At 40.4% G+C, this 26316-nt stretch carries 15 protein-coding genes; 13 read left to right on the plus strand and 2 right to left on the minus strand.

Annotated features, from left to right (window positions below; all coding sequences use genetic code 11):
• Positions 1-223 precede the first annotated feature (223 nt).
• The 8 genes from BR73_RS0111510 (at position 224) to BR73_RS0111545 (ending at position 16245) form a co-directional block, all read left to right on the plus strand.
• The gene (locus BR73_RS0111510) at positions 224-2278 is read left to right on the plus strand and encodes a DUF2264 domain-containing protein (protein WP_033165642.1); all 2055 of its coding nucleotides are present in this window, start codon (positions 224-226) and stop codon (positions 2276-2278) included.
• Positions 2279-2950: 672 nt separating this feature from the next.
• Complete coding sequence (locus tag BR73_RS0111515; RefSeq protein ID WP_033165643.1) at positions 2951-3649, plus strand: DUF1961 family protein; 699 nt, start codon at positions 2951-2953, stop codon at positions 3647-3649.
• A 58-nt stretch (positions 3650-3707) separates the two neighbouring features.
• Positions 3708-5879 (plus strand): helix-turn-helix transcriptional regulator, encoded by a 2172-nt coding sequence (locus BR73_RS0111520; protein ID WP_033165644.1) that lies wholly within the window; start codon positions 3708-3710, stop codon positions 5877-5879.
• 250 nt (positions 5880-6129) lie between these two features.
• A complete protein-coding gene (locus BR73_RS0111525) occupies positions 6130-7092 on the plus strand; it encodes an ABC transporter permease subunit (protein WP_033165645.1) in 963 nt (320 codons plus the stop codon).
• A gap of 15 nt (positions 7093-7107) precedes the next feature.
• Complete coding sequence (locus BR73_RS0111530) at positions 7108-8016, plus strand: carbohydrate ABC transporter permease (RefSeq protein WP_033165646.1); 909 nt, start codon at positions 7108-7110, stop codon at positions 8014-8016.
• Between the two features lie 33 nt (positions 8017-8049).
• A complete protein-coding gene (locus BR73_RS0111535) occupies positions 8050-9633 on the plus strand; it encodes an extracellular solute-binding protein (RefSeq protein WP_033165647.1) in 1584 nt (527 codons plus the stop codon).
• A gap of 273 nt (positions 9634-9906) precedes the next feature.
• Positions 9907-12573 (plus strand): hypothetical protein, encoded by a 2667-nt coding sequence (locus tag BR73_RS0111540; protein ID WP_033167350.1) that lies wholly within the window; start codon positions 9907-9909, stop codon positions 12571-12573.
• Between the two features lie 321 nt (positions 12574-12894).
• Positions 12895-16245: a discoidin domain-containing protein gene (locus BR73_RS0111545; RefSeq protein ID WP_033165648.1), complete on the plus strand. Its 3351-nt coding sequence runs from the start codon at positions 12895-12897 to the stop codon at positions 16243-16245.
• Between the two features lie 230 nt (positions 16246-16475).
• On the opposite strand, the gene BR73_RS0111550 is transcribed toward BR73_RS0111545, so the two are convergent.
• A complete protein-coding gene (locus BR73_RS0111550; protein WP_033165649.1) occupies positions 16476-17255 on the minus strand; it encodes a PhzF family phenazine biosynthesis protein in 780 nt (259 codons plus the stop codon).
• Between the two features lie 87 nt (positions 17256-17342).
• A complete protein-coding gene (gene cls, locus BR73_RS0111555; RefSeq protein ID WP_051685151.1) occupies positions 17343-18884 on the minus strand; it encodes a cardiolipin synthase in 1542 nt (513 codons plus the stop codon).
• 269 nt (positions 18885-19153) lie between these two features.
• Here cls and BR73_RS0111560 point away from each other — a divergent pair, with 269 nt between their 5' ends.
• The 5 genes from BR73_RS0111560 to BR73_RS0111580 all read left to right on the plus strand — a co-directional run bounded on the left by BR73_RS0111560 (position 19154) and on the right by BR73_RS0111580 (position 26145).
• Positions 19154-19825, plus strand: coding sequence for a DNA alkylation repair protein (locus tag BR73_RS0111560; RefSeq protein WP_033165650.1), 672 nt, complete (start codon positions 19154-19156; stop codon positions 19823-19825).
• A 65-nt stretch (positions 19826-19890) separates the two neighbouring features.
• Entirely contained in the window at positions 19891-20580 is a 690-nt protein-coding gene (locus BR73_RS0111565; RefSeq protein WP_051685152.1) for a DUF4846 domain-containing protein, read from the plus strand.
• A 107-nt stretch (positions 20581-20687) separates the two neighbouring features.
• Positions 20688-21665 carry an aldo/keto reductase family protein gene (locus BR73_RS0111570; protein ID WP_033165651.1) on the plus strand — a complete coding sequence of 326 codons (978 nt, stop codon included), beginning with the start codon at positions 20688-20690 and terminating at the stop codon, positions 21663-21665.
• A 177-nt stretch (positions 21666-21842) separates the two neighbouring features.
• Entirely contained in the window at positions 21843-24938 is a 3096-nt protein-coding gene (locus tag BR73_RS0111575) for an ATP-binding protein (protein WP_033165652.1), read from the plus strand.
• Between the two features lie 25 nt (positions 24939-24963).
• Positions 24964-26145, plus strand: coding sequence for a response regulator (locus tag BR73_RS0111580; protein WP_197032655.1), 1182 nt, complete (start codon positions 24964-24966; stop codon positions 26143-26145).
• Positions 26146-26316 lie beyond the last annotated feature (171 nt).

A 26316-nucleotide genomic window follows, 5' to 3' on the forward strand; every position in this document is an offset into this window, starting at 1 on the left:
AAACTTAAGCTGGGAAAGTTGAGTTATTAATTTTCAAATGCTAATAAAAGCAGAAAAGGTTAGTAAATAATATAATTAGTCATTTAAAATAAACCCAGAAAGCTATACAATGGAAGAAATACAGCCTTTTTTAGGTTCATTGGCAGTTACAGCGTATACCAGATAAAGCAGCTATTGATGGACAGGCAGTACTAAACTGATATGAGAAGGGAAGGGTAAGCAGATGGTATTTCAGCCAAAAACATTAGATTTTACGCTAAGCCCCTTTACAGGGCTTACGAGAGAAAGCTGGATAGAAGCCGGGGAGTATCTTTTAACCGGAATATTTAAGAATTTAAAATCAATTCATGATCCTATTGTTATGCCAAGAAAAGAGACAGAAGTTACTTATCCGCATAAGAATGCATCAGAGGCTCAATTAAAGGTGGAACGAAAAGCAGAGATATTTGAAGGTCTGGCAAGATCTTTTTTCCTGGCAGCGCCTTTAATTCACGATAATCCGGAGCTTACAATCTGTAATTATAAAATAAGGGATTATTATAAGGAACAGGTATTGCGTGCCTGTACCAAAGGAGACAGCAATTCTGTAGGAAGTTATGAGGAACAGCTGGAATTGGCAGAGAGCAAGGATCCGTTCCGAACTTTTCAGCAGACAGTAGAGACCTGTGCTTTGGTCGTGTGCCTGTGGAGCAGTAAAGCAGAAATCTGGGATACCTATACAAAGGAAGAGAAGGATATCATTGCAGGATTTTTGACCAGTTATGCTCATGCCAGTACAGTTCCCCAGAACTGGCGCCTTTTTAACATGCTGGATATGGCTTTTCTATATAGCGAAGGCTACCCCATAGATGAAGATATTATGAGAGATCATGGGCAGGCAATTTTAAACTTTTATGCCGGTGACGGCTGGTATCGTGACGGGCATTCCTTTGATTATTATTCCTGCTGGGCATTTAATGTTTATACACCCATCTGGAATCTCTGGTATGGTTATGAAAAAGAGCCGTACCTGGCTAAAAAGTTCGAAGAGAACTCCAATAAACTGATGGAAACCTATGGGGATTTCTTTGACCGTGACGGCTTTACCAATATGTGGGGAAGAAGCAATATTTATCGAAATGCTGCTACCAGTGCTTTTGACGGAAATATGTTGCTGAAAGGCTCCACAGCGGATCCCGGACGGGCAAGACGTATTGCATCCGGTTCCCTGCTGCAGTTTTTAACCAGGGAGGATTTTCTGTTCGAAGGAATTCCTACACTGGGCTTCTACGGACAGTTCACGCCTTTAGTACAGGGATATTCCTGCGCTGAATCACCCTTCTGGCTGGGGAAAGCTTTCCTTTGCCTCCATCTGCCTGCCGGCCATCCCTTTTGGACCGCGAAAGAAAATAACGGAACCTGGGATAAGCTAAAGGAGAGGGAAATCAAAGAGACGGTATTAAATGGCCCGGCATTATACTTTACAAATCATGAAGCCAACGGTGAGACCATTCTCAGAACCGGAAAGGTAGTAAGAAACTGCGGAGACGAACATGGCATGTGGAATTATTCCAAGCTGTGTTTTAATACGAAATATCCATGGGAATCAGCACCTTCTAAAGCTGTAGAGGCACAACAGTATGTACTGGAGGATATAACAACCGGTGTTTATCAAAAAGCAAATGTTACCTTCTGGCATGGAGAAAAAGAAGGAATTCTTTACCGCAGACAGTATTTTAATTATGAAATATCCAAAGAATGTACCTGGATTCAGGCGGTAAATCTTGCGGACTTTCCCGTTGCTCACGGAATTGTGAGAGCAGATAAGTTAAAGCTTCATCGAAGACCTGTTTCCATGACTTTGGGAGCCTACGGTTTTCCGGATAACGGAACCGAAATTATACAGTTAGAAAAGGGAAATGCAAAAGCGATTATCTTAAAAGGTCATGATTTTACCGGCAGAGAGAAACAGCTTGCCATGACCCTTTATGACGGTTGGGACGAAATTGGACTCCTGCACAGCGAAGGAACCAATCCGGATTCTGAGAAATCCATTGTGGTATATGGAAAGCTTACCAGCAGGAAACAGTATGGTTATGAACCTTATATTATGATTTCTCAGGTAATTACCAAAGAAAGCCTGGAGGATTTTACCGATGACGAATTATTCCCAATTGCTTCAGTTGAATATACAGACAAAGAAAAATGCGGTGGATATGGACCGGTCACGCTGCTTATGAAGGACGGAAGTCATAAAGTGATTGAATTTGAGGGAATAGAAGGGAATCTGCAGCTGTAGCTGCAGATTGCAGATGTCATAGTAAATCTCTCATAAATTATCATTTGTCATAGTAATTCGTCTGGTAAATGAATATTACTGTATAGAGATATCCTATGATTTTAACGAATCAAAAGGTTACCCAACAGGATTACCCAACGAGATACAGGGAGGTTAAAGGGAAATTTCAACCAAACCTGGATTAAAAATAATAATCCGTTTATTTCACGGGAGATATTAACACAATAGTAAAATTATAATGGCATAAAATGATTATTTTAATTTATAACCTTCATAAAACCGTTTATATGACGGGGTTATGAAGGTTTTTTTATGCTTAAGAACAGGTTAGAAAATGATAATTGTAATACTGCAGTAATTGAACATACAATATGCTTGAATAAATATATAAAAGGTTATACCTGATTGAGCAGATTTACTTATATGAAATTACACATTCTCAGATAATTATTTTGCGGCTATTAATTCTGCACAGTTTAATGAGAATATGAGAGCTCTTATGAGGTGAAAGTGTATAAGAAATTTGATTCACAAGTTTTACTGTTCACTATATGCCTGTTAATAAACTGTTTTTGACAGGATATTTAATTGGTTATTTGATTTAATAGAAGAAGTTAAATGTAATTATTTGTTAAATGAAAATAGAAGTCAGAAAGATAAGGTGAGAAAAGAATGATAACATCTAACGGTGATTTATATATGGGAAAGGAAAAGCTGCTGTATCAGAATTCCCTGGAGAAGGCAGAGGATATCAGAAATTTTATTCTGGAAGGCCAAGCTGACACCAGCTTTGAGAAGGGTAGTATGTGTCTTAAAAATTCTTTGGACAATAATCTAGGGCAGAAAGCAAATTATGTACTCTGGTGCCCGGAAACCTTTCCGGAAAATATCAGGATTACCTGGGAATTCAGACCCCTCACAGAAATTGGCTTGTGTATCCTGTTTTTTGCAGCAAAAGGAAGGAACGGAGAGGATCTCTTTGACCCTGTCCTTGCCAGACGAACCGGTGAGTATCCACAGTACCACAGCGGAGATATCAATGCTTTTCATATATCCTATTACCGGAGAAAGGAACCGGAGGAAAGAGCCTTTCATACCTGTAATCTACGCAAAAGCTATGGCTTTCATCTGACAGCCCAGGGAGCAGACCCACTGCCGGTGCCTGGGGATGCAGTGGATTTCTATCGATTAACTGTAATTAAGTTTCAGAATAATATTCAGTTTAAAATTAATGAGCTTTGTATTTTTACTTTCAGGGATGATGGTTTCACTTATGGTCCTCTCTTAGGCAAAGGAAAAATAGGTTTCCGTCAGCTTGCTCCGCTAGTGGCTGAATACAGAAACTTAAAGGTTTATGAATTACTGACTTAGGCGGATTGTTGCTCTTTTGCTCAGCTAAAAATGTATAGTGAAGAAAAGGATCAGAATTATGAATGTCAAAAAAATATTAGATTCTCTTACCTATGAAAAACAGATGTTTGTTAAGCTGCTGGTACTGGTGACTATACCGTTGATTATATTGGGGATTGTTTCCTGCAATATTTATATCCGGTCAGAAACGGCGAAAAGACGCCTGACCCTGACCTCTTACAGTGATGAGATCTCCCGAGAATACGAAAATATACTTTCTTCCCTGAAAGAGTATTACATAGATGCGGCAAATGGAGACACCTTCCGGTGGCTGGCAGGACAGAAGGAAATACCATATTCCCAGTTCAGCAATCTGAAGCAGGCACAACGAATCCTGGAAGGCAATTATTTTATGGAGAAATACATCAGTAATTATGAGTATATTAATGTTCTTTCAGGCTGGGTGTTAAATGACTATGGACTGTTTCCTTATGAAGAGGCATGGAATCGGCAGGAAGTGGATGAATTCCTCATGGAACAGGAAGAAGCCCAGTTATCCGTTTACTGGCTGAACAGAGAGGAGGCCAGTCCTCCTTTGGCAGGTAATTACCGGCCAAGTGCTGCTGTTGATCTTTCAGGGCTGTTTCTGGTAGTGAAGAAGGAAAATGGAATTAATGGCATCGCCTGGACAGCGTTGATTCAAGTAAATGAGATAGTACTCAGAGAATTGGCAGAAGGGTACAAAAAAATGGGATATGATGTTACCATACTTGCCAATGATAAGGTACTATTGGATACCAATACAGAGATGACAGCAAATTATCTGAAACAGGGAATTGAGGAGTCGGGAATTTATCGTCTAGCCGGCGGTGATAAGTATAAAATCACTGTGAGAAAGGAGAGCACCAGAGGTTTGACCTTTGTAGTGGGATATGATACCTCAAGAGTGAAGAAGGATGCTACCGTATTCGTGCTGGCTTCTTTTGCCGTACTGGCAGCCTTTTTACTTCTCCTTACGAGTATCCGTCTGGCAGCAATTGCTTTCTCCAAACCCCTTTTGCTGCTGCAGAAATTTGTGGATGATCAGAATTCACAGATGAAAGAGCTTTTGATGCTAAGCCTTTTAAAAGGTGAAATGAGTGAAGAAAAAACAGAGACGGCCTTTAAGAAATTTGACATAACCCCTTTTACAGCTTACAGAATGCTTGCCCTTACCTGTAAAAGAGAAGAGAGCAGGCTCAGTGAGAAATACAATGAGCTGCTGAACGGACTTACCGAAGAACTGCATAATCAGATATTTATCCTGCCTGTATATTATGAGGAGAAACTTATATTTCTTACCGGAGCAGAAAAGGACACGGAGATGGACGGAAAAACAGCTGCTTTCTATAAAGAAATCAAGGATTATATAACGGTACATTTTGGACTGGTTACAGCCTCTGGGATCAGCAGGACTTTCCATAAGTTGCAGCATATCCAGAGGGCTTATGGAGAATGTGTGAAAGCTCTGTATAATAAAGCCAATACGGAAGATGTGGAGAACTCTTCCCTGGTGCTCTTTGAGGATTATCTGGTTAGCAATTCAGTGGGAAATGTTTACGATATAATTATGGAAAATGAGCTGATACAGGCTATCAGCAGTTGCAATGAGGAAGAAGCAGGGCGTCTTCTGGAACTGACCATAGAACGTATGGAAATGAAGAGTGTTGTTGGTATTGAGCGCAATTTTTATCTGACCAGACTGCTGACGGCCCTGTTAAATATACCGGTTTCAGCAGGTGTTACATTATCGGATATCTTTGACAGTGAGCAGTATAATATCTTGAACCGTATAACGCAGATATATGGAAAGAAAGAAGCGGTAAGGGCAATCTGTCAGGAAATCATTCATCCTATTGTCTGCAAAATGAAAGAGAAACGGCAGGAGGGAGAAGAATCAGAAATCTTAAAGCAGGTAATGAAACTTATGAAAGACAGCAAAGGCAGTATAAATCTAAACGAATGTGCCGATCAGTTATGTTACCATCCAAATTATCTGAGTAAAGCCTTAAAACGGGAAAAAGGAATCACCTTTACTGATATGGTAAACGATGAAAAGCTGAAACAGGCTAAATACATGCTGCTGACGACGGAATTTTCCGTTGCGGAGATATCAGAGAAGCTACAATATAATAATGCACAAAATTTTATCAGGTTTTTTAAAAATCATGTAGGATTTACTCCGGCTGCATTTCGTAAAGAGCATCGTTAGTCTTGGAAGAAGATGATAATCAGAAAGGAAAAACCTCTGTAATCCGCTTGATTTCAGGTGATTACAGAGGTTTTTTATATAGAAAACAGGTTAGAAAATGATTATTTACAATAGCTTACAGCTCGATATACAATGTGCATGCAAAGAGGGGAGCAAAAGACTGGAAAACAGGCAGAATCAACAAAAGGTTCTGTGACAGAGGATTACCGGATTAAACCCTCAAATATCATAAAGGAGAATCGGAAACAGAATGGAAAAGATTCAAAGCAAAGCAAAAGCACGAACCGGTACCCTAAGACATGCGCTGGTTTCTCATAAGTGGCTTTATCTGATGATTATACCAGGTGTACTCTATATGCTCATTTTTAATTATCTGCCGATGGGAGGTCTGGTAATGGCCTTTCAGGATTTCAGCCCTTACAACGGAGACACCATGCTTGGAGCCTTCACTCACAGTCCTTTTGTGGGAATGGATATCTTCCGAAAGTTTTTTACGGGACCTGACTTTTTCAGGCTTTTGAAAAACACCTTATCCATATCCCTTGCAAGCCTGGTTTTTTATTTCCCGGCACCAATAATACTGGCACTTTTATTTAATGAGATCCGAAGCGTACTCTTTAAGCGTGTTTCCCAGACTATGGTATACATACCCCATTTCATATCTATGGTTATTGTGGCAGCTCTCACAGCCCAATTGTTCAGTACAACGGACGGCCTGGTTTATCATGTATTTGAACTTATCTTTGGAAGAAAGAATGCACCGGATATTATGTCAGACCCCAACCTGTTTGTTACCATGCTGATTGGACAGAGCATGTGGAAGGAAACCGGTTACGGCACTATTATCTTTCTGGCAGCCCTGTCCGGTGTGGATGTCCAGCTCTATGAAGCGGCAGAGGTAGACGGTGCCGGCAGGTGGAGAAGAATGTGGCATATTACACTTCCGGCTATCCGTTCAACCATTGTAATCATGCTGATCTTAAGAGTAGGTGCAATACTGAATACCGGTTATGAGCAGATCTTCCTCATGCAGAACTCTATGAATCGAATAGTTTCCGATGTATTTGATACCTATATCTATACAAAAGGTGTAGTAAACGGAGATTACTCACTGGCAACGGCAGCAGGTATGTTTAAATCCGTTGTCAGCATGATAATGGTTATGGGTGCTAACCGGCTGGCGAAAGTCTTCGGTGAGTCCGGATTTTATTAGAAGGAGTAACTAAGAATGGCTAAAAATAAGATAAAATCGACAAAAATAAGAAGAAGTCCGGGTGACCAGTTCGTACAAGTGCTGATCTACCTTTTTGTAGGGGGCTTTGCTCTGGTTACCTTGCTGCCCTTTGTCTATGTGGTAGCCGGTTCCTTCGCTACGGAACGGGAATTAACGGAACGGGCATTTTTCCTGATTCCCCAAACCATATCCTTTAATGCCTACCAGTATATTCTAAAGACCGGAGATACTTTCAGAGGACTTAGGAATTCCATCCTGGTTGCAGGAATAGGTACCCTGATAAATATGGCAGTTTCCTCTACCCTGGCTTATCCCTTATCAAGGCAGTATTTCAAGGGCAGGACCTTCTTTACCAATATGGTCATAATAACCATGTTATTTGGTGGAGGAATGGTACCCTCATATATGCTGGTGTCCAATATCCTGCATTTAAAAAACACCTTCTGGGCATTATGGCTTCCGGCAGCGGTGAACCCTTTTAATATGATTATTATTAAGAATTATTTCCAGGGGATACCCGTAGAACTTGAGGAGGCCTCCAGAATAGATGGCTGCAACGACGGGCAGATATTTATTAAAATTATTCTGCCCTTATCCAAGCCGGTACTGGCAAGCGTATCCCTGTTTTATGCAGTAACCCATTGGAATTCCTACTTCAATGCCATGATGTATATTTCAGACAGAAATAAAGAAGTAATACAGATTGTATTGCGCAGAATCATTTTCCTGACTTCTGCAGTGGCAACGGAAAGCGGACTGGATTGGGGGGCCTTTGGCATGCCGCCGGAGAAAGCCGTTAAGATGGCAACCACAGTGGTTGCAACTGTACCTATGTTGTTGGTTTATCCCTTTATACAGAAATATTTTACCCAGGGAGTTATGGTGGGCTCTGTTAAGGGTTAAATATAAATTTTTATGAAAAAAGGAGAAGTGTGTATGACTGGAAGGTCAAAGAAATGGAAAAGAGTTCTGGCAGCAGCCTTGGCAGGAGTTATGGTTTTATCACTGGCAGCATGCGGGGGAAAGAACAGCAGTACTACAGGAGCAAATACCGGTTCAGGAGAGAAAGGGGAAGAGACGGGGAAGGCAACAATTACCTTTATGTTACCTTCTTTTTATGGAACAGATTTAAAAAACGAGAATTCCGACCAGGTTATTGCTAAGTATGAGGAATACACAGGGACTCATGTAGATTGGCAGTGGGAATCCAATGATACTTATGGTGATAAGATTGGTCTTACCCTGATGGATAAGAATAATATGCCCATGGTGCTGACAGCCAGCGGTAATCTTACAGCAAATGTGGTGGATGCTGCCAAGAAAGGAGCTTTCTGGGATCTTGCGCCTTACCTGGAGGATTCGGCAAGCTATCCCAATCTGTCTCAGGCTAATAAAAATGTACTAAAGGCACTGACAGTAGACGGTAAGATAATCGGTATCTACCGTGCCAGAGAAATCGGCCGTTACGGCTTCTCATACCGTACAGACTGGGCAGAAGCCGTTGGCATAACCGACGCTCCGAAAACCCTTGAAGAGGTTTACAATATGCTGTATAAATTTACCTATGAAGATCCTGATGGTAACGGGAAAGATGACACCTACGGGATGGAGATGACCAAATATACGGGACCCATTGACATTATCCAGACCTGGTTCGGCGCAGGCAACGAATGGGTGGAAAAGGACGGGAAGCTGGTACCGGTCCATCAGACAGCCGAATACAAGGAAGCTTTAAAGTGGCTAAAGAAGATTTATGATGAAGGACTGGTGCGCAAAGACTGGGCAACTGTTGACTCCGGAACCTGGAGTGAGGGCTGTAAGAAAGGTGAAGCCGGTGTATTCATTGATGTTATGGACAGCGGAAAGAGAATATGGGAATATTTCAAGGAAAACGATGTAAAATCTGTTACCAACCCTTCAGAAACCGCTACCATGACCCTTGTTGGACCAATCAATAACAAGACCCTTGCTACCAGTGGTTTTAACGGTTATTTCCTTATAACCAAATCCGGTGCGAAAACAGAAGAAGATGTTAAGAACTGCCTGCATTTCCTGGATAAGATGAATGACAATGAAATGCTTATCTTAGCGGATTATGGTCTGGAGGGTATTACTTATGATCTGGATGCAGACGGAAATGTAGTACAAAGAGGCAAACTGGAACCTCAATATACTCCTTCAGCAGGTTTAAACCAGTGTCTGTCCTATATACCTAACGCCTCCAGCACTTCACCTGCCCTGGTTAAAACAGAACCCATCCTGGCTCAGGAAGCAGCTTACGCTGCCAACAAACAGGTAGCTGTCTTTAATCCTGCCCTTGGTTATCTGGCAAACTCTGAAGTTAATGCAGAAGTCGGTTCGGATATCGAACAGATTATTGAAGATGCAAGAACTCAGTATATCTGCGGTCAGATTGATGAAGCAGGGCTTGATGCCGCAGCGAAACAATGGCTGGATCGTGGCGGTGACAGATTGGTTACTGAAATCAACGAACTGTATCGGAAGGATGCAACAAAATAATAAGCTGAAAGGGCTTCACAGGTGTAAACCGAAGGGAGCCTTTTCTTTCATGTGATATTCTAATTATAGGCTTAGCAGCATGAATAAATCTTTAACTATAGTCCGGCAGCAGTTTCATTGTTTATCAGAGGATTAGAATGATAGAAGTCTGGAGATGTTCTCCTCATACAGGGGAAACAGAGAAAGGTGTAGAATTAATTCATGTTTTTCATTACAATCAGAGTAACGGTACTAAGTTATGTGAAAGAAAATATATTATGGAAGGGTATTTTTATGATCTTGCATCAATTGGGAAACAGAGCAAAATCCGGTTATACCACATGGGGCTGTATGTGGGAAAAGGGAGAATGTACCGGAGAAACAGAATATTATATAAAATGTAAAGCAGGAGAAGAGCTTCCCATGCAGTCACGGATTACAGCTTACTGGCCGGACGGCTCCGTGAAATGGACAGCCCACACGGCAGAAGCTGCTCTTCTGGAACAAGAGATAGAGGTAATCCCAAAAGACCGGAGGCATTTACAAGATTCAGACCAAAGCGAAAAGCTTGTGGTTGAAAGGGGTAAAGAAAGTATAAAGCTTGTGGTAGAAAAGGATAAAGAAAGAATAAAACTTTTAGCAGGTAGTCTGGAGATAGATATCCCTCAGGATGGAACAAGCTTATTTCACCGTATCACATACAAAGGAAAAGTACTTCTTACAGATGCCAGATCTGTCCTGCTTCTTGAGGAGCCGGCTGTATGGGAAGGAAAAAACATAAAGCTTGAGAAAGAATATAGTCCGAAGATTACGGAAATTGCTGTTGAAGAGGAAGGAGAACTCAGAGTTATAATTAAATATACCGGGCACCATGAGCTTGCCGGGGAGAAAAAAATTCCCTTTATTATTCGTATGCTGGTCGGGCTTAACAGCAGTCAGCTTGACTTTGTACATACTTTTTTATATGACGGTGACGAAGACAAGGATTTCCTGAAAGGTCTTGGTATCCGCTTTTCCGCACCTGTAACAGGAAAAATATATAACCGTCATGTGAAATTCATGGGAGATCACGGTATATTTCATGAAAGTCTGGCACAATTACTTTCCTGGAGACCAAGAGTGCCTCAGGAGGTCTATGCAGCACAAGCAAGAGGAGAAGTGCTGGAGCCACAGGGCGAAGAAAAGGAAATTATTGAAAAAGTAATAAAAGATATGCCTTTTTGGAGTGAGTATGATATTTGTCAGGACAGCGCAAGTCATTATTCAATCCGGAAGAAGATCAAAGATAAGAACTGCTGTTATCTGGATTGCCTTCAGGGTAATCGTACAGAAGGAGGGGCAGCTTTCGGTTCTGAGCAGGGTTCTCTGTTGTTCTCCCTTCGTGATTTCTGGGAGAAGTATCCCTCCGGTTATACCTTTCATAATCTGGATGGAGACCTGGCAGAGGCAACCGTGTGGCTGTGGTCTCCGAAAGCTGCTGCCATGGATTTTCGCCATTATGCCAATAGAGGATATAATCAGGTGTATTATGAGGGGTATGACTATAAAGGTGCAACTCCCTACGGAATTGCCTGCACCAGTGAACTTTCACTACGGCTTTCCGGGAAAATAATACCTTCAGATGAGGAAATCAGGGAATTCACAGAAGGGGTGAAATATCCGGTACGGTATGTTGGAATACCGGAGTATTATCATAAATTAAAGGCTTTTGGTTACTGGTCATTGCCTGAGCACAGAAATGAAACGGAAAACTGGCTGGAGATGCAGTTAAACCGTGCTGTTGACTTCTACCTGGCGGAGGTGGAGCAGAGAAATTGGTACGGGATGTTCAACTATGGTGATTTCATGCATAGCTATGACAAAGAGCGCCATCAGTGGAGGTATGATATGGGAGGGTATGCCTGGGACAATACGGAGCTGGTACCGACCCTTTGGCTGTGGTATGCTTTTATGAGAACGGGCAGAGAAGATGTGTTTCATCTGGCAGAAAAGCTGCTAAGGCATACCTCCGAGGTTGATGTGTATCACATGGGCAAATACAAAGGTCTTGGTTCCAGGCATAACGTGAGACACTGGGGGTGCCCCTGTAAGGAAGCCCGTATTGCAATGGCAGCTCATCACAGGTTCTACTACTATCTAACAGGGGACAGAAGGCTGGAGGATATCTTTTGGGAGCTTAAGGATAATGAATTGAGTTTTCTGGAAAAAGACCCTCTTGGGGATTTCTATGAGAAAGAGAAAATGGTCTATCCCAGTCATGCCAGAAGCGGTCCGGACTGGTCATCTCTCTGTGCAAACTGGATGACCCAGTGGGAAAGGTTTCAGGATACGAAATACAGGGATAAGATCACTGTTGGGATTGAGGACATCAAAAAAGCTCCGCTGAAGCTGATTTCCGGTCCGGATTTTGAATTTGATCCCTTAACGGTTCATTTGAGATATATCGGAGAACGAGCAGCAGGAGGAACCCATCTTCAGATCTGTATGGGTGCCCCTCAGGTATGGATGGAGCTGTCAGACCTTCTGGAAGATGAGGAATGGAAGCAGATGATGGCAGATTACGGAAGATTTTATTATCTTCCAAGGGAAGAACAGCTGAAGGAATCAGAAGGGATCATAGGGGAGAGGGAATTCAGTCTGCCCTTTATGGCAGCAGCAATGGGAGCTTACGGAGCCTGGTATTTCAAAGACGAAATTCTGGCAGAGCGCACCTGGCGTCATCTACTACATTCGTTGATAAGTGAGGGGAATCATGATGGTTTTCAGACTGAAATTGCAGCCGGTAAAGGGAATAGAAAAAAGTTGGTGGAAATACCCTGGGTTTCAACTAATTTTGTTGCCCAATGGTGCTTGAATGTTATTGTGGTACTGGAGTTTATCAGGGAGAATCTTCCTGAGGACTTGGCTGCTGTTGATATATTGGTTGAGGAAATGGTGGTTGAAGGGTTTAGAAAGGCTTAGTTCTTTGGGGGTGGACGGCGAATTGCGCCAAACAGATAGAACTCATGCTTCGATTTCAAGGTATAAGAAGTCCTAATTCTCTGAATATTTTGTGCTTGTCATATGATAGAACAGATAACTCGCTGCGCTCAAACAATCTGTTCTATCATATAGCACAAAATTTTCAGAGAAAAGGACTTCTCTAATACCTTTCCATAGGCGCATTCGTTCTATCTGTTTGGTGCAATTCGCCTGAAATCCTATGTGAGAATTAGTTTTTTTGATGTTCGTGGTCAGATAAAATATAAGATGAATTAGTTACAGGAAAGAGAGTGTGGCAAAATGGTTTGGGAACAATCACTGCATGGTATATGGAATTTCTGTTTTGGAGAGGAGAGCGAAACAGAGAAGGCTTATATTACGGGGGAATTTGAGAATAAGATTAATATTCCAGGTATCCTGCAGGCGCAGGGCTACGGTAAAGAAATTACGAAAACCACTCCGTGGGTTTCTGGTCTTCATGACAAGCTCTGGTTTCAACGGGAGGAGTATAAGACAGAGGGAGCTGAAATAAATGTTCCTTTCTTAAGTCAGCCTCCCAGGCATTATCTCGGAAAAGCCTGGTATGAGAAAAGCTTTCAGGTACCGGAAGACCTTGAGGATTGTGTTTTTTATTTTGTTATGGAATGCGTAAAGTGGAAAACGAAGCTTTGGCTGGATTCAAAATATATAGGAACAGAAATGTCTCTGTGTACTCCTCATATTTATTGTCTTGGCAATTTAAAGGGAGGAGTTCATTGCATCAGATTGTGTGTCGACAATGGGTTTCAAGCTCCTTACAGGCCCGACGGTCATATGGTATCGGATGCTTTAGGTGCCTCCTGGAACGGTTTAACCGGAAGGGTTTCCATTTATGCAGTTCCAGGTGTACATATGGAAAATATAAAGGTGTCTGCAGAGCCTGCTTCCGGAAAGGTAGTGGCAGCAGTTACCCTTAAGAATCTTACCGGCAGGGAACAGAAGGGCCTGCTTCAAATAAGAGAAAAACAGGTGGATTTCACAATTAAGGATCAGTTTAAGACGGTTATAATTGAATTGTCCTATCAGAAGGAAATGGATGTGTGGGATGAGTTTACTCCGAATTTGCATCAGTTAAAAGTGATTCTTTCCTGTCTTGAAAGACAGGAAACGAAGGAGATAACTTTTGGATTTCGCAAGATTGAGGTAAAGGACGGACTTTTTCTTGTTAACAACCGGCCTGCTTTTTTCAGAGGCACCCATTCCGGCGGAGATTTTCCCTTAACCGGTTACCCGCCTTCAGAGGTTTCATATTGGCGAAAGCTAATGGAAACCTGTAAGAACTGGGGACTTAATTTTATACGGTTTCACTCCTTTTGCCCGCCGGAGGCTGCTTTTGTTGCTGCTGATGAAGTAGGGCTGTATCTTCAGATAGAATGTGGGATGTGGAATAAGTTCCAGGATAACTGTAAGATGAATGATATCTTGTGGGAAGAAACCAGGCGAATACTGGATACCTTCGGTAACCATCCCTCCTTTGTAATGCTTTCACCCAGTAACGAACCCGGGGGAGACTGGTATAAACCACTGACAGCCTGGGTGAGCAAATGCAGGGCAAAAGATAAAAGACGCCTTTATACCACCCAGTCCGGCTGGCCTTATCCCGTGGAACCGGCTGCCATAAATGGTACGGATTATGTGTATTTCCACCGCTCCGGATATGGTCTGCAGCCCGGCGGTACAATCCGTAACAGTCAGGGTTGGCACGGCAAGGACTATGGTCTGTCTCTGGAGGGCATAAAGTATCCTGTAATATCACATGAATTAGGACAATGGTGTTCCTATCCGGACTTTACTGTTATGGATAAGTTTACGGGATATCTTAAACCTGGCAATTACAGAGCACTGAAGGAAAATGCTGAAAGGAACGGGGTTCTGAATCAGAATAAAGAATTTGCTTACCTATCCGGTAAGCTTAAAGTACAGTTATACAAAGAAGAAATTGAAGCAACTTTTCGAACACCCCATATCTATGGATTTGAGCTTCTGGATCTCCACGATTACCTGGGACAGGGAACTGCCTGTGTAGGACTTTTAGATCCTTTCTGGGAGGAAAAAGGCTTTGTAACACCGGAGGAATTTAAGAGCTTCTGCCGGGAAACCGTTCTTCTTATACGTCTGTCCAAAAGGGTATACACCACAGGGGACGTACTGGAGTGTCCTGTGGAAATCTGTCATTTTGGCCGAGAGGAGATTAGTAAGGCAGGCATTTATTGGAGTATAACTAATCGGAAAAAAGAAACGGTGTTAAGGGGAGAATTTCCTTCAATAGATCTGCCAGTTAAGAAAAACATAGAAGTGGGTACACTGAAAGTCGATCTTAAGGCGCTTTCAGCACCGGAAGTCTATGAAATTCAAGTTGGTATCGTGGAAACGGATCTGAATAATAGTTGGAATTTCTGGCTTTATGAGGAATTAGAGGATTCTTTTGAAGATATTTCTGAATTAAAGGTATTGTATACTCATTCTTTGGAGCAGGCTATTGAGGCGCTCAGTTTAGGACAGAGAGTTATCTTTTCTCCTTTACCGGATCATTATGGACTGGATTCCCCCAGCCTTTCCATAAGACCATCTTTCTGGAATTCTCAGATGGGGCCGACTTACAGCAGGGGGATGGGGCTGGTAATCAGAGAGAATCATCCTGCACTTGCTTGTTTTCCAACACGGTCTTACCAGGAATGGCAGTGGGAGGAGATTCTCAATGGTGCATACGGACTAAATCTGAAAGAGTTTCCTGCTGAACTGATACCGATTGTCCAGCCTATTGATGATTATAACCGTAATTATCGGCAGGGCATGATACTGGAGTGCAGGGTGTCAGAGGGCTCCCTTCTGATAGTAACTGCTGATCTGGATACAGATATAGAGCACCGGCCTGCAGCTTTATTATTAAAAAAATCCCTCTTAAACTATGCCTCATCAAGTGATTTTGTGCCACAGACTGTGGTCAGCAAAGAGGTGCTTTCAAACGCCCTCTTCCCAAGAAGGATTATGCTTGACTGCCAGGTTAAGGCAAAATTGCTAACGGAGGATAAGGTGGAAAGCAAATCAGAAGGCATGGAATTGTCCATACCAAGTAACAACTCTGATTATTCCTTTCTTTTGGATGGAGATCCCAATACCTTTTGTACCGGTGAGCAGTTTAAATATCCCTTTACGCTGGAATTGGAATCAGAGCGGGACATGGAGGTAAAAGGACTTCTATACATGCCAAGACAGAATGAAAGAGAACATAAAGGTGATATTAAGGGATGTTTGGTTCAGGCATATGATAATGGGAGATGGAAGACTGTTTTTGAAGGAGAGCTTTCATCATCTTATGGGCCGAAGGAAATTATTTTCAGAGAGAAAATAACCTTACGTAAGATTCGGTTTACAGCACTCTATGGGTTTTCTGCCAAAAAACTGTCTTACTATAAGGAAACACCGGAAGGCTGGCGGTCCTTTACAGAAGACTATAAAGATACAACTGCTGCAATTGCTGAACTTTTATTTATTCCCGCCGGGGATATGATTAGTTATACCAGAAATACAAGGAAAGAAAATACTGGCGGAGATAAATATCCAAAGAAAACTGTTATTGAGAAAAGTGCCACTAAAGAGATAGAATATTAGAGAAGCAGAATTTAGACATGGCACTGAAAAAGTATGCTGTAAAACATATAAATTATTATAGATATCTATAAATCACTAATTTACAGCTGGACTTATAAGGTATAAAATCCATGAAACACCTGGCTGGCAATTTAGCCTTCAATGTGTTCATGGATTTTATATTATAATTATTACATAGGCAAATCTTATTAATTTATATTTTATTAGCAAATATAGGCCAACGCGTAAAACTAATCTATTTGAATATTACCCTCCAGGTAAATAGCCGCATATCCTGAGATTTTTACTCTGTCATCATAATTTTTGCAGAATAATTTCCCGCCTCTTTTGGATAATTGACAAGCTGTTAAATCAGTTTTTCCAAGTCTGGCTGACCAAAAGGGAATCAAGGTTGAATGTGACGAACCTGTTACGGGATCTTCCGGAATTCCTGCATTTGGAGCAAAAAAACGTGAAACAAAGTCAATATCTTCACCTTTTGCTGTCACAACTACAGCAAAACAATCAGGGATTGCTTTTATTAATTCGAAATCGGGTTTTAAATTTCTCACTGCTTCTTCGGTTTCAACAAGCAATAACAAATCTCTTGAAAGGTGAGCTTCCAATACTTTTGTACCAATAGCTTCTTCCATTAAAGATGAAACCTCAACTTGTTTTGGTTTTCGGGAGGGGAAATCCATTTCGTACAGATCACCTTTTTTTATAACCGTTAATAAACCGCTTACCGTATTGAAATAGAACTTTTCACAAGCTTGATCAACATAATTTGCTAATACATATGCACTTGCCAAAGTTGCATGTCCACATAAGTCAATTTCAACTTCCGGAGAAAACCAACGCAAATCATAACTTTCCTCCTTTTTAACAATAAATGCTGTTTCAGCTAAGTTATTTTCCATTGCAATATTTTGCATTATGGAGTCATCGAGCCATTTATCGAGCAAACAGACACCAGCCTGATTTCCCCGAAATAATTCTTCTGTAAATGCATCAACTATAAAGTATCTCATTTCACATCTCTCCTTTTTTACTCGGTAATCATACTACTGCAAACAATCCATAGTATCCGGCAGTAATTTTTATGGGTATTGCGCCCCTTAGAACAGGGGTGATAAAACTCTTAAAATAGAATTAAATAAGCTTGCAAAGAAACCTTCCTTGCAATCCGAGAGCTGAACTTCCCTGCTTTTTTCGATGGTATCCAGAGCATCTTTTTTCAGGTCCGATATACAACTGTTTCGGTACAGAAAGGTTCCGCATTCAAAATGCAGATACAGACTGCGATAATCCATATTGATGGTACCGACAACAGCCATTTCATCGTCACAGACATAACTTTTCGCATGCAGAAAGCCTGGTGTATATTCGTAGATACGAACACCGGCTTTGATCAGAGGCTCATAATATGAACGGGTTAACCGGTATACTAATTTTTTATCAGGAATTCCAGGAGTAACGATTCTGACATCGATACCTCGTTTGGCTGCCATCGTTAATGCATATTTCATCTCATCGTCTATGATAAGATAGGGAGTGAAGATATAAACATAGTTCCTGGCTTGTGATAAGAGTTCAATATATACATTTTCACTGGTGGTTTCGCCATCAAAGGGACTATCGGAAAAGGGTTGTACATAACCGGTGCCAGCCTCAGTGCCGGATACTATCTCAGATAAAGAAGCAGTAATACTATAGTCCTCATAGGAATCTTTGGTTTTATGAAATGCATTCCACATCTCAAGAAACATAAGGGAAAAACCTTGAACAGCATCACCCTGTAATTTTAGGCCTGTATCCTTCCAGTGTCCAAGCCTGTTCTTTTTATTGATATATTCATCGGCGATATTAATTCCGCCATTGAAGGCGGTAATCCCGTCTATTACCAGAATCTTTCTATGGTCTCTATTGTTCATGACCAGGGAGAGAATCGGCCGGAATCTGTTAAAGGCAATGCATTTTATACCTCGCTGCTGCATCAGCTTTACGAAGTTGGCGGGCAATAGAAACAGTGAGCCGAAATCATCGTAGATTAATCTTACATCAACACCCTGAGCTGCTTTTTCTGTAAGAATATCAAGAATTCCTTCCCACATTAATCCGTTTTCTATAATAAAATATTCCAGAAAGATATACTTTTCAGCTTTTTTCAGTTCTGTCAGCATATCCTGGTACATCAATTCACCTAAAGGATAGTAGACAACAGAAGTGTTAGAATACAAGATATTTCTGTTTTTTTCCTGCAGATATCTGCAGGTACTCATAACCCGGCTGTTATCCCGTCCTATTCTGTCAAGGAGTAAAGGTTCTGGTTTTATTATATCATCAACTCTGGACTGTTCTTTTAAAAGCAGTGATTGCATGTATTTAGAGGTGCCTTTATTACCGAAGAATAAGTAGAACAACCCGCCAAATAAAGGCAGGGACATAATAAGTACAATCCAGCCGATTTTGTAAGCTGCATTTTCCTCCTTTCGAATGATAAAGAGAATAATCAGAATGCTCAACAGTGTAAAACCCGTGCTTATCCAGGCGGAATTATTGGTTAGCCTGATAAGAAACAATACAAACCAGGTTAGCTGTATCAGCAAGAGCAGGGTAGTAATCAGTATCCTGTTACTGAATAATTTTAAAGGTTTCATAATAGAGTCCTCATACAATAATAAAAAATTTTTATAACCTTATAGGTTTCAGGTGTTAATTGGTATTATATTTATTGTATATAGTATTGTATATAGTAAAGGCTGGAATAGCAATACCAAAAAAGAGCAAGCTTGCGATATACATGGGAATTCGATATAATATAGGTAAGATATAGGTGGAAAAGCCTTAATTTTTTATATATCTTCCCATGCCATAAATGGATAATATAATCTATATAGAGTAAGCTAAAGAGAAGGAGTGTGATGATATGACTGCGAATGAAATACTTGCTATACTTCGTGAAACCGGTAATGATAAACGGAAGCAAATGTATATTAAAAATGGTGCCGGTGAGAATACTTATGGTGTTCTGCTGGGAGAACTTCGTAAATTAGCCAAGCAGACAGGAAAGAATCATGAACTGGCGGTTGAACTTTGGCACACCGGCAACACAGAAGCCAGGTGGCTTGCATGTATGATTTTTGATGCTCAGAAACTGAGCCTTTTAGAAGTGCGGGAAATGACAGAGGAGCTGACGTATCCTGATCTGATAGATAAATTTATCGGAGAAGTTATCTGTTATCATAAAGAGTCAGAGGTCCTTGAAAAAGAATGGACAATTTCCCCTAAGGACAACCTTGGAAGGGCTGGCTGGAATCTGGTTGTACACAGAGTATCGGAAGGTAATCTGGCTGATGAGGAACTTAACAAGCTGCTTGCAACAGTGGAGGCAGAACTTCAAACGGCATCTGTCGGAAAACAGTGGGCTATGAATCATGCCCTGTGCGAAATAGGTATATGTTACCCTGGTTATACAGAACAATGTATGTTAATGGGAGAAAGATTAGGGGTATATCGGGATTTGAAAGTACCAAAGGGCTGTACCTCTGCATATGCACCTAACTGGATAACTGCGGTTGTAAATAAAAAAAGAAAATAAAGCATTAGAAGGAGGGAAAACCAATAAGAGACTATAAGAAGAACATTAAATTTATACTTTTAACCTTGTTCAGCATCTTAATACTGACAGCCTGCACCTCTGATAGTCCCAATGAACCTTCCTCTGAGCTGTCAGAGAAAACAAAGACGGAAGATAAAGCGGACAACCCGGAGAAACCACCGGTAACCATGACGCCTGAAGCCGAACCCACGGAAGCTGTCGCTGCTGTTACAGTACCTACAGAAGCTTTAGCAACACAAGCACCCACGGAAGCCATAATAGTTACGGAGGGGACGACTATCCTTGAAAGATTTAATGTACCTGATGGATATAAGAGAGTGGAACAGGAGGAGGGTTCTTTTGGTTTCTATCTTCAGAATCTACCCTTGAAACCTGATGGTACGAAAGTGAAATATTATGACGGAAGAGAAAAACTCAAAGAGGTTTATTTAGCTGTGGCAGATTTTACCTTAGGTGACCGGGACTTACAGCAATGCGCCGATGGGGTTATACGCTTAAGGGCGGAATACCTTTACGAAAAAGAGGAATTCGATAAAATTCATTTTAATTTTGTAAGTGGTTTTAATGCTGAATTCTCAAAATGGGCTGAAGGAAAGGGGATATCCGTAAAGGATAATAATGTATCCTGGTATTCCAACAGTAAAAATAACCGTTCCTATGAGAGCTGGGTACGTTCGGCAACCTGCTTAATTGAATATTCCATGTTATCCTCCCATGCAATTTACTTGACCTAAAGATAAATTATTTTATATTTCTTCTTGACTTAAACTTAAGTTTAACAATTATAATGAACAGTGTCAAATATAATATGCCGCTGTAAACGGCAGATTGAGAGGTTATTATGGAATACAGGAATTTGGGTAAATGGGGTCTAAAGGTTAGTGAAATCTCAATAGGAAGCTGGATGACAGATTTAAAAGGCAGTAATGCTTCCGAGATAGCAAGAGATACCATAAGACTTGCCTTTGAGAAAGGGGTTAATTTCTTCGATTGTGCGGATGCATACAGCGGAGGAGAGGCAGAACGTTTCTTAGGCCAGGTATTAAAGGAATATCCCAGAAGTTCTTATGTGGTATCCAGTAAGGTATATTTTGGGGTGGGACCAGGACCAAATGACAGAGGTCTTTCCAGAAAACATATTTTTGAACAGATCGATAAGAGCCTTAAAAATATGCAGGTAGACTATCTGGATATGTATTTCTGCCACAGGTTTGATACGACCACTCCAATGGAAGAAACACTCCAGGCGCTAAGTGATCTGGTTGTACAGGGCAAAGTCCTTTATTACGGTGTGAGTGAAGAATGGGGTGCTGCACGAATCAATAAAGCTCTTGGTATCATTAAAGAATTAGGGTTAAGACCCCTTAATGTAATACAGCCACAATATAATATGGTAGACAGATATATTGAAGATGAGATAATGGAAGTCTGTGAGGACAATGGTATAGGAATCGTTCCTTTCTCACCCTTATCACAAGGTCTTCTTACCGGCAAATATAAGAAAAACCAGCCACTGCCGGAAGGTTCCAGAGCAACCCATCAGGCAGATAAACAGATAAACAACCTGTTGACAGAGGAAAATCTAGATAAGGTGGAGAAATTGTCCGCCCTTGCAGAGGAGCTAGGGACTAATATGTCCGTGCTTGCATTAGCCTGGATTCTAAGGAAGCAGATAATTAGCAGTGTAATTACCGGAGCAACCAAACCGGAACAGCTCATAAATAATATAGCTGCCAGCGGCTTTAAGATTCCGGCAGCTGCCATGGAGGAGATTGAAAAAATTCTGGATTATAAACCTTTTGTACGAAGAGTCGGATAGTTTTGCCAATCAAAAAAAGAAGGATTTTCCTTCTTTTTTTATATCCTTATTTCTGATAGGAATTCTATAAAATTTACATAAAAGAGCTGAGTAAATATTGTAATAGCAAAAAATAAATGATAAAATATAACCTCGAAAGTATATAAAAATACATAGGATTGCTCTGAGGATATTGACGTGAAGAAATTACATCACCGAAAGCTGTTTTTATTTCTGGCTATACTCATACTGTTATTAACCACCGGTTTTGCACTTTCTGACAGACCGGAGAAAGAGATGCCGCAAGGAAAGGCAGGACTTCTTGATTTAGAAAACTGGGACTTTCAGAAGGAAGGAAATGTGAAGCTTGATGGTTATTGGGAGTTTTATTCTAATATTCTGCTGACACCAAAAGACCTGGAAAGAGAAGCACCTCTGTCCTTTAGTTACCTCCAGGTTCCTGGCCGATGGACAAAGGGCAAAGAAAATGACAAGCAGAAAGACGACGGTATAGGCACATACCGTCTGAAAATTAAAGTCAATAAGGCTATTGATATCTTGGGTCTGAGAATCAAAAATATCAGGGTATCCTATAAAATATTTGTTAATGGAGAAGAAATTGCTGCCAGCGGAAATCCGGCCGCCGATACAGAGAGCGGTTATGTTCCATATAATGTGCCTATGACGGTAATCTTTCCCTTAAAGGGAGAGGCAGACAGTAGCAAAACTATAGATTTGATAATACAGGCTGCCAATATAAACTACTATAACGGCGGTTTAATTCAAAGTATCTATCTTGGGTCCGAAAAAGATATCACCTGGGATTACATTAAGGAGATTATTCTGGATGTTATCGTCGTATCCTTTCTAATTTTAACCTGCACCTATTACCTGGTAATTTATTTCAGAAGAAGAGAAGATAAGAAGTTTTTATACATGTCAGCCTTTTGCATTAGTCTGGCATTTTTGATTTCCACGGGAAATGCCAAGATTTTCTATATGCTTGTGGATCAGATTCCTTATTTATTGGTTATTAAGTTTCGCACTGCTACGGTAGCTGTCAGTATTATGCTGGTTTGCTTATTTATAAGAGAAATGAGTAAAGAGCTGATAGCAGCTGTGCCTATGAAAATAATACTGATAATAATGTTCCTCTCTATGGCTGCAACTGTTGCCATCCCTGACAGGTATATGGTAATTACGGAAAAAGCAGTTACCACCATATATCTGTTAACGTACTTACTGGTAGCACTGAGGCTGGTTTATTGCATTTTCTTTAACCGGCATAAAGGTACTGGAAAGAGAGTAGTTGTCTTTTTGCTTTTCCTGGATCTTCAGTTTATTAATGAGTATATCTCTACCATACTTTATTATTACTCTGTAGCAAAGAGCTTTCTGGTTTCCAACCTGACCTTTGTACTTTTGCTGCTTGGTCTCTGCTATATGTTTGTCGATGAATATCTGAGAGCTTATAATAATATAAAAGAGATGAATGAAAATCTGGTTGCCGCGGATAAGATTAAAGAAGAATTCTTGGCATATGCATCAAATGAGTTTAAATCACCCTTGCAGGCAATTTCAAATATTACAAAAGAATTATTAAATGAGCCGAAGGAATTATCCTCAGAAAGCCAAAAAGAGAATTTACTCTACATACTAAGTATTTCAGCTAAAATGTCAGATACGGTAAATGATATCATAGACTACCAGAATCTTAAAAATCATAAGCTGAGATTAGTAAAAAAAGATTTCGATATTTATGGTATGGTAAATGCAGTTTTGGAAACCGTAGGTTATATGAACACAGGACAAGGGGTTACCTTACTGAATTCCATAGAGGAAAAACGATATTTTATTTCAGCAGATGAAAACCGCTTGGAACAGATACTCTATAATCTGATAGTTTATTCTATTAAAATTTCAATAAACGGTGATATCAGGCTCAGCGGGGAAGAAATAAGGGATGAAATCTATATCCGTATTTCTTATACCGGAAAAGAGTCAGAGGATTCTATTCAGACCGAGCTTTTAAAAGCCTACAAAATGGAGTCTGGAAAAGAAGCAAAAGGCAGTCTGCCAAAAGATATGGGGATATATGTTTCACGGCTTCTTGCAGTAAATATGGGTGGTGATGTATACTTTGAATCAGGAGAGAAAGAGACTTCGGCGTTTGTTCTGGCATTGCCTAAAGCAAATCTGATCACGAAAACCTTGCGGCACCAAAACCTTGCTGCCTTCCGGAAGCGAAACAATACTAACAGCACAGTTCATCTGGAGATACCTAAAGCAGAAGTAGAATTCGTAAAAGAAAACAAGCCTAAAATTCTTCTGGTGGATGATGATACTGTCAGTCTTAAGCTCCTATTCGATATTTGCAAAGAAGAATTTGAACCACTTACTGCTTGTAATGGTACACAAGCCCTGGAACTGATAGAGAGGGACAGGAGCATAAAAATTGCCCTGGTAGATACGGTAATGCCAGGGATTTCAGGCTATGAAGTTTGCAGACAGATAAGAACCAGGTACTCCATATTTGAACTTCCGGTATTGCTCTTAAGCCTGCGGAATGCAACAGAGGATATTGAAACCGGTCTGGAAGCGGGAGCAAATGACTTTCTTATTAAACCTTTTCATGCGAAAGAATTAATAAACAGAGTAAAGACTCTGAGAAAAATGCAGGAAGCTTTACAAGATGCTGTTAAAATAGAAACAGTATTTTTACAGTCTCAGATAAAACAGCATTTTTTATATAATTCATTAAACAGTATTGTTTCCTTATGTTACAGTGAACCGGAACGTGCCGCTAATCTCCTGAGTGAACTGAGTCATTACCTGCGCAGTATCTTAGAGATAGATCCCCACCATTCTATTATTGAATTACATAAGGAAATCACTTTGGTTAACTCATACATTGAACTTGAGAAAGCACGTTTTGGTAAAAGGCTGCAGGTGCAGCTGGATTATGATGAAGGGATACTAGGGTTTCAAATACCGGCTTTTTTGATTCAGCCGGTAGTGGAAAATGCCATCCGCCATGGAGTCATGGCGAGGACAACGGGAGGAACGGTAGCAGTATCCATAAGAAAACAGCAAGGGGCAATCTTAATAACCATTAAGGATGATGGTGTTGGTATAAGCGAAGATGTATTGGAGCTGTTAATGAAAGATACATTAGATGGAAGTATCGGTTTGAAAAATGTCAACAAGCGGCTGGATAATGAATACGGAGAAAAACTGAAGATACAGAGTGAAAAGGATGTGGGCACCTGTGTAACCATGATGCTTCCATTATAAGTTGTAAATTATGCGGATAAGTGGCATGTTAATTAATAAAAGCCTGACAAGAGAAAAGGAAGTCGTGTTTATGGTGGCAATAGTCGTTGATGATGAAGAGCTTGCAGCAGAGCATATCAGCAGAATATTAAGAAAAGCAGGTTTCGCGGTTTACAGCTTTACTAACCCCTATCTGGTATTGGAACAGGATATTATCAGAACAGCAGATATATTCTATCTGGATATTGAAATGCCGGAAATAAGCGGTCTTAAGCTGGCAGAAAAAATAAAACGGGTTAATGCAGAGTGTGAGGTGGTATTCAGCACCGGGCATAATCAATATGCAATTGAAGCCTTTGACGTTGAAGCCCTGGACTATATTTTAAAGCCGGTTACGCCAAGGCAGGTTGAACGATCCATTCAGCGTATTATAAAGCGTAAAGGGAAACAGGTATCTGAATACAATGTCAGAGAAATGAAAAGGAATCCCCTGAATATATGTCTATTTGGCAAAATATCCATAACATCAATTGATGGAAGTAAAAACCTGAAATTTTCCTCTGTAAAAGGAGCGGAGATCTTTTGTTTCATGCTACTGCAAAGGGATACGGCAGAAATTTCCAAATGGAAATTAATTGATGAATTATGGCCGGATAAGGATATTAGTAAAGGGGATATAAATCTACGAAGTACCATTAGTAAATTAAATAAGAATTTTAGAGAAAAAGAAATTGATATTTCCATAAAATCAACAAGAAATGGCTATCAGCTTATGTTATCAGAGGATATCGAAGTGGATGCCTTTATGTTAGAAAGCATTGCTGATAAGAACTTCATAATAACAGAAAATAATCTTCTTTCATTTGAAAGTACCCTCCTAAAATACAACGATATGCTGTTTGAGGATTTTGACAGTGAATGGTGCAATCTATACAGAACACTTTATAACAGATATTTCAAGATTGCCTTACAAAAATTAACCAATTATTATAAACTGGTGAAACAGGATCCGATACGTATTTTAAGTATAATGGAACGGCTTATTGTTTTTGAACCCTACGATGAAGAGGTCAGAGAGCTGTGCTTAAGGTTATATGCTTTTATTTATGGGAAGTACGAGGCAAAGAAATATTATGAAGAATACTGTGAGCTTCTATTTACTGATTTAGGAATGAAACCGGGTGAAAAACTCAGGAATTCTTATAATATACTGATACAGGATATATAGAGAAAGAACATGGGATTAAAAGTAACAGCGGCAGCTGCTTTTAAATCCCATGTTTTTTTACAATTTATTATAGGAACCTGTACTGACCTTATGCGACATAATAACTTACATTGCAACAATTTTGCAACAAGCTATCTGCTAAAATTTTCAATAGAGCTGGTTTTTAACCAC

The organism is Clostridium sp. KNHs205 (assembly GCF_000702945.1).
In the GTDB taxonomy this organism is placed as follows: Bacteria; Bacillota; Clostridia; order Lachnospirales; family Lachnospiraceae; genus Anaerocolumna.